The sequence below is a fragment of the Streptomyces sp. NBC_01016 genome, from assembly GCF_026341035.1.
Classification (GTDB): Bacteria; Actinomycetota; Actinomycetes; order Streptomycetales; family Streptomycetaceae; genus Streptomyces.
Map to the genome: position 1 here is coordinate 2,139,651 of NZ_JAPEOQ010000002.1, position 11,285 is coordinate 2,150,935.

Below are 11,285 nucleotides of genomic sequence, written 5' to 3' on the forward strand. Positions count from 1 at the left end.
CCTGGCCATGCCACGCCGACATCACTGCTGCGCACGGAGGCCGGGATGACGCGCTCCGCCGTTCACCGACCGTACCGACGCGACGTTCATCGACTGCTCCTCGCGGCCCGCGACCGTCTCCGGGCAGGGGAAGACGATGACCGCGTAAGCCTCGCCGCTGTCCTGGTGCAAGCTGCTGACAGTTTCGATGACGCCGACCCACTGCAGGCGCCGGCGTCGTGGATCGTCCGTGAGGCGGCGGCCCTCCTGTTGCGGCATGCGGATCCCGACGGGCCGACGCGGCTGACGGACCCGGACCTGCTGTGCCATCTCTCAGTCTTGGACGGCCTCGCTGTAAAGGCGCTCGTGCCGCTGCTCGACGACGTGACCACCACGCTTTCAGTGCGCCCGGTCATCGAACTGGCCCTGCCGGAACCATCTCAGAGAGACGCGACGGAACAGGGCTACGTGGAGCGCGGCGAGTCCGACCCTGACCGGTCGGGGGTGCAGCGTGGACGAGCAGGGTGAAGCGTCGGTAATCGGCCTGCGGTGCACCTCGCCGGTGACTGGGAAGCGGAGGTCGGCATGCTCGTGATCCTGGCAGGCGTGTACAGCCTCATCGCCGGGCTAGCGGTGCCCAGGGCGGTGGACTTCGCCACCGGCGGATCCAGCTCTGCGCAGTCGCCTGCACGGCGGGGGCCGGGCTATGGCCTGGGGAGCGGCGCGGTGTTGTGCGGGGTGTGTGCCAGTACGGCGTACACGGTCGGCTGGCGCCCGGAGTTGGTGCTCTGGCTGGTGGTCGCTTGGCTACTCGTCGTGCTGGCGTGCGTCGATCTGGCGGTGCGCAGGCTGCCCGACGTGATCACGTTGCCGTTGGCGGCCCTGGTCGTTGCCGGCCTCGCGCTGGCCTCCCAACTCCCGCGGACTGGTGGCTCGTTCGGTGCCGCCATACTGGGCGGTGCCCTGTTGGTGGGCAGCTACTTCCTGCTGTTTCTGGCCGTGCCGGACGGGATCGGGTTCGGTGATGTGAAGACCGCGCTGACGACCGGCGCCATCGCGGGCTGGTATGGCTGGCACCCCTTCGTGGTCGGGGCGTTGACGGCGCCACTGCTGGGTGTGGGGTACGTGCTGGTGGTGCGGATGCGCCGTGCCGCCCAGGGCGCGGTGGCGTTCGCGTATGGCCCGTTCCTGGCCCTCGGGGCGTGGGTCGCGGTGCTGGTCGGGGCGGTCAGATAGTCGGTGATTGTCACGCGCACTACGCGGTAGCGCCGGTTCGTGGGCTTTGCCCCGCATGTCTCACCTGGCAAGCGGCCGCCACAATGCCCGCTCATCAGGATCAGTGGGTGTACCCCACGTCAGCGCTCCGTCGATCAACCCTGGCTTCGCGCCGGTGGCCAAGGACGGCACTTCGAAGATGTCGGCCATCTCCTCCAAGTAGCACGACAGTGACTCGAACTCCACAGCCCGCTCGGCGTACTTGCTCCACGACCACAGCTTCCCGGTTTCCGCATCCAGACAGAGGCCGAAGAGGCGATCTGTGTCTGAGCAGAACGGGACCCACGAAGCGCGCCACAGCAGAAACTCCTCACCTGGCTCACTGCGACGGTTATTCAACTCGTCCTCATGCTGCTGCATCTCCAGCATGCTCCGGTACTTTCGGATCACCGAATCGAACTTCATCGGCGCCCAGTTACCCAACAAGAACCGCACCCACGGGCCGGGCAGCACTCCCGGACAGTGGCGCCACAAGGCCCTGAGCCCCGCCGGGATACGCACGCCCAGTTCCTGCTGCAGGGCATCGATCTCTGCATCGGACGCTCCGGGAAGGAGCTTGTCCGTGGTCGCCGGAGCGTGCTGATGCAGCCACGACTGACTGGATACGGCGCCAGGCGTCAGCGACCTGGCGTTCCTCCATGGCTTGCGCATGCTGTATGTCATCACTCACGACCGACACGCTACCCAGCCATTAGCAGCGACACCGATCAATCAGGACGTGTGCACCCAGGAGTTCGTTGGTCGGGTGCGTGGAGTTCCCGGCCGGTGCGGGTTCGAGATCGATGCTCTCGTTGTGGGGCGCGGGGCCCTCAACTGTCGATTCGTGGGTCGTGACCCGGGCAGTGTCCTTGTCGGCCGCCACGAGTTGGGTGATCACCAGCACCCGGATCCGTCGACTGTGACCAGTAGCAACATCGTGGCTTGAAGAGGTGCGGGCATTCTTGCGTCTCAGGGCAGGGGCAGAAACGGCCGACTCCGGGGCCACTTGGAGTGGCCTCGCTGTGTGCTGTTGCTGCGGCGCCGGCTCACTTGGCTGCCTCGATCCGCTTGGTGACGTGCGCCTGTCGGTCGATTCCTGGGAGGTGCGGAAGGGGCCGGCGGTACGCTCGATGCCCGCGTTCCCGACCTGGTCGGCGGCGCGGACGGGGGACGGCCGGCGAGCACTCAGGGAGCGGTGCGGTGGATGTACTGACGTTGGTGTCCGCGTTCGTGGCGCTGGTCGGCGCTGCCACGACGGCGGTGCTCGGCTACTGGACGCAGCGACGCCTGCGTCTTGTCGAACAGCGGAACCTGATGGACTCCTATGGGGCCTCGCTGGCCTGGGCCGCATACGATCTGCAGTCCAGGTTGTACAACATCCTGCGCGGCCATGAGACCGATCGCTCGCAGGGCCCGCATCACGGATTCGTGAGCTCCTTTCATGTGCAAGGCACGCCGAAGCAGCGGGAGTTTGTGCGCCGGAGCACTGTGTTCGTGCTCGCCGAGTACCTGGGGTGGGTGGAGATTCTCCGGCAGGACATCCAGTTCCTCGACCTCGGACAGTCACGGGCCAATCGGAACGCCGTAGAGATCATCTCGTCCATCAGTACAGCTCTGAACCGAACTGTTTCTGCGGGCGACGACATACTGCGTCTCTGGCGCGCCGAGCAACGGGCCATCGGAGAACTGATGGTGCATTCGCATGGAGAGCCAGGACGTCGCAAGTGCCTGGGCTACGCCGAGTTCTGCGAGAAGCTCGAGGGTGATGACGTGTTCCGCCGGTGGTTCACTCCGCTCCTCGAGGACATCGACCGGCTCGCTGAGGACACCGCGCAGGCTGCACCCCGTCTCGCGGAGCTCCAGCAGAAACTCATCAACCTCATCGACGTGCTGGATCCGAAGGCAGAGCGATTCCCGCAGTTTCGTCAGCGGACCAGCGCGGACCTGAGTGCCGGAAGGGGCGCCTGAAATGCTTGCTCCAGGAGCCCGGTGCGGCCCCGGCCTGCCGGAGCTTCTGTTTGTCCTAGTCGGTCACTTTGTGTGAGCGGGCTCGGTCGCAACGCATCCGAGGTGTCACTGCACTCCTGAGTACATGACGAGGGCGAGGCAGACCCGTTGGAGGTGTTCCGCCGGTGCGTTGCTGCGCTGAGCGCGGCGTCCCGTCCCGGAAAATAGTAGCCATAGACATAGTAGCTGTGTACTCTATTTTGTATGAGCAAGGGTTCATCGCCGGGCCCCACGCCCGGCTACCTGGTATGGCGGCTCGCCAACAAGTGGCGTGTCGCGGTCGATCGCGCGGTGGCTCCGCTGGGTCTCACCCACGCGCAGTACGTACTGGTTGCGTCACTGCACGGCATGCAGCGCACCGGCGGGCGGCCCAGTCAGCGCCAACTCGCCGACCACACCGGCCTGGAGGCGTTGTACGTCTCGAAGCTGGCGCGCGCCCTGGAGTCGGCCGACCTGATCGAGCGCACCCGCGATCCGCGCGACCCACGCGCCGTGCAGCTCGCGCTCACCGGGCAAGGGCAGGCTGTCACGCGGCAGGCCATCACGGTGGTCCAGGAACTGCTTCAGCAGCTACTGGAGCCGCTCGGCGGCCTCGACGCCCCGCGCACGCGCGCGTTCACCGACGAGCTGACGACCCTGCTCGACGCACCTCTCGCTCCAGCCGTACCGAACGACCAGAGCACTCAGAGGAGAACACCATGACCACCACCACATCCATCGCCACCGCGCCCGCTGTCGACGCCCGCGGCCTCGCCCTGGCGCACTATGCCGCCCGCGGCGTACTGGAGCATGTCCTGGCCCGGCACGGCGCCACGTTCCAGCAGCAGGTCACCCTGCGCACCGCCATCACCGCCGCGACCCCGCAGACGCCGGACGACCTCATCACCCAGGTCCAGGGCTCCCTCAAGGCCGATCCGGCCGACATCCGCGCCACCCTCGACGAACTGCTGGCCAAGCAACTGCTCGTCGCCGACGGAGCGCACCTGCGCCCCACGGACGCGGGGCGCGAGCTGCTCGCCGCCACCGGCGCGGAGACCGCCCCCATCTCCGCCCGCATCTGGGGCGGGATCCCCACCGAGGACCTGGCCGCCGCCGGCCGCGTTCTCGCCCGGGTCACAGAGCGCGCCAACGCGGAGCTTGCGGCGCTGACCGCCTGACCTCCCGATCAGCCCTGTAACTGGGCCTGATTACAGGGTGGTTCGATTACGGTCCTTGATCCGGATCATGTAGGCGTGGAGATTCCGGCACGGCATGCGAAGCCGTCGCATCCGCCATGAGCGCGCAGCAATCCGAGGTCAACGCTCGCCAGTCCGCTCGTAAGGAAGGCTGAGACGCCGCAGCGGCGGAGCCGGCCGCCGGCGAAGCGTGCCGGATCGCGTATCAGGCATCCCGCGAGCAGCAGATCAAGGCGGCACAACCGCCACGCAAGCATCCCTGAAGAAAGAACAGCACAACATCAACCCCGCGAATACCCGGTGGTCAAAACGCTAGATTTGCTGTTGGGTGCCCTCATCGATCGGGCATTCAGCAGTGTTGATCGGTGAGGAAATTCTGGTGGCCTTTCGTTACATCCCTTCGGTCGTACTGTTCCTCGTGGCGGCCGCTTCTGCGGCTGTCTATCTGATCCTCATGGTCAGGTGGATGCCGACCCGATCCTTCAAAATCAAAGCAGCCACCACTCCCGCGGTCATGGCGGTGATGTCTGTCCTCACCTACCTGGGCGGGGGATACAGGGTTAATGATGTGCTGATCCTCTGCACGCTCGTCCTGTTGACGATCCCGCTCGGATTTCTGGGGCACCAACAGGAAGTTGCCGCATGGGCACTCCGCGAGGAGAACGGAGAGGGTGAAACCAACGACTTCCCTCAGAGCGCGTTGGTGCAAACGGCAATCGCGGGCTTCGCGGCCATCGTCGTGTTTGTCTGGATCAGGCAGTCGGTTTAGAACGGCCTCACACTGAGGGTCTTCCAACCTGGCTGTCGGGTTGGGTTGTTGAGCTGACACACCGGCGAAGCCCCTGGTAGACGGGTTCACGACCTAGTGACCTGAGTCGTTAATGCGTGTGCAGTACGCGGCGAGGGTGTCGAGGATGTCGTCGGCGGTCTTCGTCCAGATGAACGGCTTGGGGTTCTTGTTCCACTCGTTGATCCAGCCGCGGATGTCCCGTTCGAGTTCGACGACGCTGCGGTGGGCCGAGCGGCGGAGTTTGCGGCAGGTCAGCTCGGCGAACCAGCGCTCGACGAGGTTGAGCCAGGACGCAGAGGTGGGGGTGAAGTGCAGGTGGAACCGGGGATGCCGCAGTAGCCACTTCTTGACCGGCTCGGTCTTGTGAGTGGCGTAGTTGTCCAGGACCAGGTGAAGGTCGAGGTCCTTGGGGACGGCGGCGTCGATGACCTTCAGGAAACGGAGGAACTCCTGGTGGCGGTGGCGGCGGTAATGCTGGGCTATGACCGACCCGGAGACGATGTCCAGGGCGGCGAACAGACTGGTCGTGCCGTGCCGGACGTAGTCGTGCGTCATCTTCGCCGGCACCGTCGGCGCCATCGGTAACACGGGCTGGGTTCGGTCCAGGGCCTGGATCTGCGACTTCTCGTCCACCGCCAGGACCAGGGCGTTCTCCGGTGGAGAGAGGTAAATGCCCACCACGTCACGGACCTTGGTCACAAACTGCGGGTCGGTCGACAGCTTCCACGTCTCCACGATGTGCGGCTTGAGGCCGAACGCCCGCCAGATCCGCGAGACAGCCGACTGCGACATCCCCGCCGCTTCGGCCATCGACCGCGTCGACCAGTGCGAATCACCCGCCGGCGGGGCCTGGTCAAGGGTTCTGGCCACCAGGGCTTCGACCTGCTCGTCCGTGATCTTCCGAGGCGCCCCCGAACGCGGCTGGTCCACCAGGGCATCCAGTCGGTCAGCGGTAAAACGTGCCCGCCACTTGCGCACCGTCTCCCGCGAGACGCCAAGGTCCTTCGCGACCTGCGCGTTCGGTCGTCCTTCCGCGCACGCCAGCACGACCCTCGACCGTAGCACCAGCGCCTGAGACGCGGTCTGCTTGCGCAACCAGCCCCGCAGCACGCGGCGTTCGTGGTCGGAGAGCTCCAGTGGCAACGGCGTCGGACCAGGCATTACCCCACCCTACAACCGCCCATGAACTTACGACTCAGGACACTAGATTTCCCGACCCACCAGAGACTTCCTGTGCTTGTCTACCCGTGCGGGCTGGATGTCTCCAGCTGTTCCCTGCGGTTCCTCGCCGCCAAGTTGCGCGAGCACCGTCGCCAGATCGGGAGCCGCCGGCGTCGACTGAGTGCCAACAGGCAGGCCCTGCTCGCGCTGGCGCATCTGCGGAACGGGACGACCTACGCCCAACTCGCGGCAGGTTTCCAGGTCGGGTCGAGCGCGGTCTACCGATACGTGACCGAAGCAGTCAACCTGCTCGCGACGCTCGCGCCGACCCTGACCGAGGCCGTCCGAGCGGCATCTGCCAAGGCGTACGTCCTGTTGGATGGGACGCTCCTACCCATCGACCGGGTGGCTGCCGGCCGGCCGTTCTACTCCGGCAAGCACCGCCGGCACGGGATGAACGTGAAGGTCCTCGCGGACCCGTTCGGCCGACTGCTGTGGGCATCGCCCGCATTGCCCGGCTCGGTCCACGAGGTTCGGGCGGCTCGGCAGCACGGCATCATCGACGCCCTCAACCAAGCGCAGATCGCCTGCTGGGCGGACAAGGGCTATCGCGGCGCCGACGGCACGGTCCGTGTCCCACACTGGGGCCGATAGGAGACGCTCTCCGCAGGCCAACAACCGGTGAACCGGTCCCACGCGAAGATCCGGGCTCCGTCGAGCAGGCCATGGCCACCCTGAAGACCTGGCGGCTTCTGCGCAAGATCCGCAGTCCCACGACCCGCATCAGCAGCCTGGTTCGGGCCGTCCTCGCCCAACACTGCACCGCCTCGATCGCAGGTTGAAGACGCAGCCAATGGAGCTGACCGCCGTGGAAGACTGAGAACTATGCGAAGACGGATGGCACGAGGAGCAGCATCCTGGGTGGGCCCGTTGGTGTTGCTGGCCGTCGGCTGCTCGACGTCCACGTCATCCCAGCCGGATTCTCCATCCTCCTCGGCTAGCCGGCCGGACGCTCCTAGCAGTCCGCATGCAACCTGCACTGACACGGCGCCAGTCTCTTCCGGCTCTGTGCCGACCGCCGTGCATGACTTCGACAAGAAGCGCAGATGGTACGGCGCTGACGACCTGTGGGTGGCCAAACCCGACCTTCTGAATCATGCGGATGAACGCGACGAGAGGTACCGCACGAAATACCCTTCGATAACGCTGGACGCCCAGGGGCACGTGACTGCCCAGAAAGGCGCCCCGCACGTCGATGTCGCACGACTGGACCAACCCGGCTCCGCGCGCGGTAGTACTGGTGGATTTGCCACCACCAACGGTGATCGGCAGTGGTGGCCGACGGTCATCAGCTTCCCCGGGCCCGGCTGTTGGAAGGTGACCGAAACCCTCGGCTCCACCAAAGTCCGCTTCACCATGCACATCGCACCACGCTGAGCGAGTCCAGGCTCAGGCCGGGTCGGCAGGCCACCCGGACGCCACCTCACCTCGGTTGCAGGCGCTGCCGAAGCCCGCATTCGCGTCCCGACCCGCTCAATCTGAGGCACTGTGAACGGAGTTGACGGCGGGGTGAGACCTTGGGGCCCCTCCCCGCCGTGTGCCGTGTGGACTGTTACGCGCCGGAGTCGGTGGCTGATGTGGACGGTCGGGCGAGGCGGTAGGTGCGCGGCCTGTCGCTGATCTGTTCAGCGATGTGCTGCTTGGTCAGTGTGACCAGGGCGTTGGCGATGGCGCCCGAGGACTTCTCGATGATGCGGCTGATCCGGGTGGCGGTGAACGCCTCTTCCGGGTGGGTCCGCAGGTGCTCGATCACCATCTGGCGCAGTCCGCCGGGCGCCAGCCGTCGCTTGCCGTCCGCTGCGGCGGGCGGGGCCGGGGCGTGATCGGGCACCGTCCGCCCCGGCGTTTCCGTGGCAGAGGTCTCCTTGCCGGGTTGTGGTGCGCTGCCTTCGTGGGAGTCGCCGTTCACCGGCCTGTTCTCGTGGGTGTCGAGCTCCGCTTCCGAGCTCGAAAGCGCCACGGCACCCTGGGTGTTGGCCGGGTGAGTGGGGCCCTCGGCCGGTACGGGGTCCAGTCCGGGGCTCTGGTCCTGGGGTGCGGGATCCTCGGCCGCTGATTCGTCGGGCGCTGCGGGGGTGGAGTGCCAGCGGTCGGGTGTGCGGCCGGTGCCGGAGTGGCCGCCCCGCTTGCGGGCCGCCAGTCCGGCTTCTTCCAGGAGGGTCAGGGCTTTGCCGGTGGTGGAGCGGCCGAGTCCGGCGGCGAGGGAGAGTTCGGCGGTGGTGGCTCCGTGGGGGCGGGTGGCGAGTTCGGCGTGGACGGCGGCGGGTGCGCCGGTCAGCGCGGGCAGCGGTTGGGGTGCGGGTGTCGGGGTCGGGTGCAGTACGTGCACCGAGGCGGTGGTTTGGGTTTGGGTGTCGGACATGGTGGGGCCCTCAACTTCCGGCAATTCGATATTGGTTGGGTGAGGTCCCCGGCCGGGGTGCGGTGCGTGTGGCATCGCGGTGTCCGATGGGGCGCGTGCGCTGCGCGGAGATCCCGATCGGAGCCGGTCCGATGCCGGAGGGTTCACCGATCGTGAACCGCTCGGCAGCGGGCCGGTTCGACCATGGACGCTCCATAGGGTGTTGGCTGTCAAGCACAGTCGGGAAAGACTCTGTGCTGGTCAACGAGGCCGGGTGTGGCTCATGGACGCGTGTCGTGCGTGGCTCGTGCAGAGTGGCCGCCCGGCCTCGGTGGGGGTCCTGGTCTGCTGATTGAGATGTGCGTTCCGGTCGCTGTCTATGGAGCTGACGACGGGATTCCCGAACAGCGGCACGAGTCCTGGCGCAAAGAGGAGTCGGGCATGACGCAACGGCACGACGTGATCTGGGTCGGCATCGACATCGGGAAGAAGCACCACTGGATGGCCGCCGTCACCGGCGAGGGCACCCTCGCCTGGTCCCGGCAGGTCCGCAACGACGAGGGCGCCCTGCTGGATGCCATCGACCGGGCCCTCGGCCTCGCGGACGAGGTCCGCTGGGCCGTGGACATGCGGAACACAATGGCGGCACTGCTGCTGGCGTTGCTGGCCGTTCGCGGGCAGCGGGCCAGCTACGTCGCCGGCCGCACCGTCCACCACATGGCCGCGACCTACCGCGGGGAGGCCAAGACCGATGCCCGCGACGCGTTCGTGATCGCGGAGACGGCACGGCTGCGCCGGGACCTGGGCACCATAGCCGTCCCGGAACAACTGGTCAGCTGCCTCTCGCTGCTGACCGCGCATCGCGGCGATCTCATCGCCGACCGGGTGCGCATGCTCAACCGCATGCGCTGCGTGCTGTCCGGATACTTCCCCGTGCTGGAGGCGGCGTTCGACTACGCCAACCGCCGGGGCGCCCTGGTGCTCCTCACCGGCTATCAGACCCCGCAGGCCCTGCGCCGCTGCGGCGCCCGGCGGCTGGCCGCATGGCTGGCCCGGCGGAAGGTACGGGGCGCGCAGGCCGTCGCGGAGCAGGCCCTGGACGCAGCGGGCCGCCAGCACATCATGCTCACAGAGCAGGAGGTCGCCGCTCAGATCGTGGCCGACATCGCCACCCAGATCCTGCAGCTGGACGAGCGGCTGAAACAGCTCAATGCGCAGATCCGGGAGGTCTTCCATCGGCATCCGCAGGCCAAGGTGATCGAATCCATGCCGGGGATGGGCCCGTTGCTGGGGGCCGAGCTGATCGCCGCGACCGGGGATCTCACCGCCTACCCGGACGCGGGCCACCTCGCGTCCGCGGCCGGCCTGGTACCGGTGCCGCGCGACTCGGGTCAGCGCACGGGAAATCTGCACCGGCCGGTGCGTTACAGCCGCCGTCTGCGCAGAGTCTTCTACCTCTCCGCGCAGACCAGCATGGTGCGAGCAGGCCCGAACCAGCAGTACTACCGAAAGAAGCGAGCCGAGGGCCGCAACCACGTCCAGGCCGTCATGGCTCTCGCCAGACGACGCACCGACGTGCTGTGGGCCCTGCTGCGCGACAACCGACTCTTCACCCCGGAGCCGCCGATCCGCCTCCACGGCAGTTGACTTCGCCATTGAGACTCTGCTCGTGCCGGGAGTCGAGCGACGTAGCTGATCGGCCCGGTTGCTGGCTGGATCTGGATCGGTGCCGGCTGCGAGAGCGGTGGTGTGGGGCGCAAGCGCCATGGGTTGCAGTGGCCGAACTGACCCTGCGTGGCCCCTTGTTGTCGGCTCCGGCGTATCCTCCGGCGCATACGGCCCATGAGGCACAGGGGAATCGTCCGAAGTAGCGGGAGACGACGCGCTGATGGCAACCACCGCACCTGCTCCATCACACGACAGGACGCAGGATCGTATAGCGGCGACGCTCACGTCCCTGCAGAGCGATCTGGCCCGCGCCGAGGGCAAGGCGAGCTTGCTGCTGGCCCTGTCCGGAGCTGTCCTTGTTGCGCTGGTCTCGACGGTCAAGGACCTGCATCTGCCGGCGCCGGCCGTCGTGATCGGGGCCGTCGGCGGCGCAGCGCTATTGGCCTCGACGGTGCTGCTCCTGCTTGCGGTGCGGCCGGATCTCGGTGGGCCGGGCTGGCCGAGTTGGTCCCGGCTGACCCGCGAGGAGCTCAACGACTGTCTGGCGATGGGCTATCGCGTGGAGCACCTGCGCTACATGGCCGCACTCGCCCGACGGAAGTTCCTGCTGCTCCGGGTGGCGGTCGACTGCCTGCTGGGTGGGCTGGGCCTGTTGGCGGCAGCGGTCGTGCTCTCCCGGGCATTGTGAGCTCGGCGGAGGGCGGCGCTGCCCGGTAAGTCCGGCAGGCGTGCGTGTGGCGGCAGGGAGTCTCAAGCGGATCGTGCCTGCGGGCCGATGGTGCACAGATTGTCCATATGTGGCATCTGGTCGGTTGCGATGGCGCAGGCCTGGCTCGCGCTGGGGACCGAG

General features: G+C 67.2%; 13 protein-coding genes and 1 pseudogene. 10 read left to right on the plus strand and 4 right to left on the minus strand.

Annotation, left to right across the window (positions count from 1 at the left end; genetic code table 11):
• Positions 1-21 precede the first annotated feature (21 nt).
• Positions 22-171 (minus strand): hypothetical protein, encoded by a 150-nt coding sequence (locus OG746_RS36515; RefSeq protein ID WP_266722589.1) that lies wholly within the window; start codon positions 169-171, stop codon positions 22-24.
• On the opposite strand from OG746_RS36515, the gene OG746_RS36520 reads away from it, so the two are divergent.
• Together OG746_RS36520 and OG746_RS36525 are read left to right on the plus strand one after the other, a co-directional pair.
• On the plus strand, positions 166-507 hold the full coding sequence (locus OG746_RS36520; protein ID WP_266722591.1) for a hypothetical protein: 342 nt from the start codon (positions 166-168) through the stop codon (positions 505-507). The two genes, OG746_RS36515 and OG746_RS36520, sit on opposite strands and share 6 nt — an antisense overlap.
• Before the next feature lie 57 nt (positions 508-564).
• On the plus strand, positions 565-1,215 hold the full coding sequence (locus OG746_RS36525; protein WP_266722593.1) for a prepilin peptidase: 651 nt from the start codon (positions 565-567) through the stop codon (positions 1,213-1,215).
• A gap of 60 nt (positions 1,216-1,275) precedes the next feature.
• Here OG746_RS36525 and OG746_RS36530 read toward each other — a convergent pair whose 3' ends face one another.
• Positions 1,276-1,917: an SMI1/KNR4 family protein gene (locus tag OG746_RS36530; RefSeq protein ID WP_266722595.1), complete on the minus strand. Its 642-nt coding sequence runs from the start codon at positions 1,915-1,917 to the stop codon at positions 1,276-1,278.
• A 516-nt stretch (positions 1,918-2,433) separates the two neighbouring features.
• On the opposite strand from OG746_RS36530, the gene OG746_RS36535 reads away from it, so the two are divergent.
• The 4 genes from OG746_RS36535 (at position 2,434) to OG746_RS36550 (ending at position 5,184) form a co-directional block, all read left to right on the plus strand.
• The gene (locus OG746_RS36535) at positions 2,434-3,201 is read left to right on the plus strand and encodes a hypothetical protein (protein ID WP_266722597.1); all 768 of its coding nucleotides are present in this window, start codon (positions 2,434-2,436) and stop codon (positions 3,199-3,201) included.
• A gap of 243 nt (positions 3,202-3,444) precedes the next feature.
• Entirely contained in the window at positions 3,445-3,942 is a 498-nt protein-coding gene (locus OG746_RS36540; RefSeq protein ID WP_266722599.1) for a MarR family winged helix-turn-helix transcriptional regulator, read from the plus strand.
• The gene (locus tag OG746_RS36545; protein ID WP_266722601.1) at positions 3,939-4,397 is read left to right on the plus strand and encodes a winged helix DNA-binding protein; all 459 of its coding nucleotides are present in this window, start codon (positions 3,939-3,941) and stop codon (positions 4,395-4,397) included. The genes OG746_RS36540 and OG746_RS36545 overlap by 4 nt, the downstream gene beginning before the upstream one ends.
• Positions 4,398-4,743: 346 nt before the next feature.
• Complete coding sequence (locus OG746_RS36550) at positions 4,744-5,184, plus strand: hypothetical protein (protein WP_266722603.1); 441 nt, start codon at positions 4,744-4,746, stop codon at positions 5,182-5,184.
• Positions 5,185-5,277: 93 nt separating this feature from the next.
• On the opposite strand, the gene OG746_RS36555 is transcribed toward OG746_RS36550, so the two are convergent.
• Entirely contained in the window at positions 5,278-6,366 is a 1,089-nt protein-coding gene (locus OG746_RS36555) for an IS630 family transposase (protein ID WP_266716961.1), read from the minus strand.
• Between the two features lie 72 nt (positions 6,367-6,438).
• On the opposite strand from OG746_RS36555, the pseudogene OG746_RS36560 reads away from it, so the two are divergent.
• A pseudogene (locus tag OG746_RS36560) lies at positions 6,439-7,208 on the plus strand (transposase family protein).
• 226 nt (positions 7,209-7,434) lie between these two features.
• Positions 7,435-7,803, plus strand: coding sequence for a hypothetical protein (locus OG746_RS36565; protein WP_266722605.1), 369 nt, complete (start codon positions 7,435-7,437; stop codon positions 7,801-7,803).
• Positions 7,804-7,978: 175 nt separating this feature from the next.
• Here the strand turns inward: OG746_RS36565 and OG746_RS36570 are convergent, their stop codons facing one another.
• Complete coding sequence (locus OG746_RS36570; protein WP_266722607.1) at positions 7,979-8,788, minus strand: hypothetical protein; 810 nt, start codon at positions 8,786-8,788, stop codon at positions 7,979-7,981.
• A 420-nt stretch (positions 8,789-9,208) separates the two neighbouring features.
• Here OG746_RS36570 and OG746_RS36575 point away from each other — a divergent pair, with 420 nt between their 5' ends.
• Complete coding sequence (locus tag OG746_RS36575; protein ID WP_266722609.1) at positions 9,209-10,414, plus strand: IS110 family RNA-guided transposase; 1,206 nt, start codon at positions 9,209-9,211, stop codon at positions 10,412-10,414.
• A 241-nt stretch (positions 10,415-10,655) separates the two neighbouring features.
• Entirely contained in the window at positions 10,656-11,123 is a 468-nt protein-coding gene (locus OG746_RS36580; protein WP_266722611.1) for a Pycsar system effector family protein, read from the plus strand.
• Positions 11,124-11,285: the final 162 nt, after the last annotated feature.

Excerpts from the sequence above, each read along its gene's own strand:
- OG746_RS36525 (WP_266722593.1), top strand. The coding sequence starts at position 565 with ATGCTCGTGATCCTGGCAGGCGTGTACAGCCTCATCGCCGGGCTAGCG.
- OG746_RS36530 (WP_266722595.1), bottom strand. The coding sequence starts at position 1,917 with ATGACATACAGCATGCGCAAGCCATGGAGGAACGCCAGGTCGCTGACG.
- OG746_RS36540 (WP_266722599.1), top strand. The coding sequence starts at position 3,445 with ATGAGCAAGGGTTCATCGCCGGGCCCCACGCCCGGCTACCTGGTATGG.
- OG746_RS36545 (WP_266722601.1), top strand. The coding sequence starts at position 3,939 with ATGACCACCACCACATCCATCGCCACCGCGCCCGCTGTCGACGCCCGC.
- OG746_RS36555 (WP_266716961.1), bottom strand. The coding sequence starts at position 6,366 with ATGCCTGGTCCGACGCCGTTGCCACTGGAGCTCTCCGACCACGAACGC.
- OG746_RS36570 (WP_266722607.1), bottom strand. The coding sequence starts at position 8,788 with ATGTCCGACACCCAAACCCAAACCACCGCCTCGGTGCACGTACTGCAC.
- OG746_RS36575 (WP_266722609.1), top strand. The coding sequence starts at position 9,209 with ATGACGCAACGGCACGACGTGATCTGGGTCGGCATCGACATCGGGAAG.
- OG746_RS36580 (WP_266722611.1), top strand. The coding sequence starts at position 10,656 with ATGGCAACCACCGCACCTGCTCCATCACACGACAGGACGCAGGATCGT.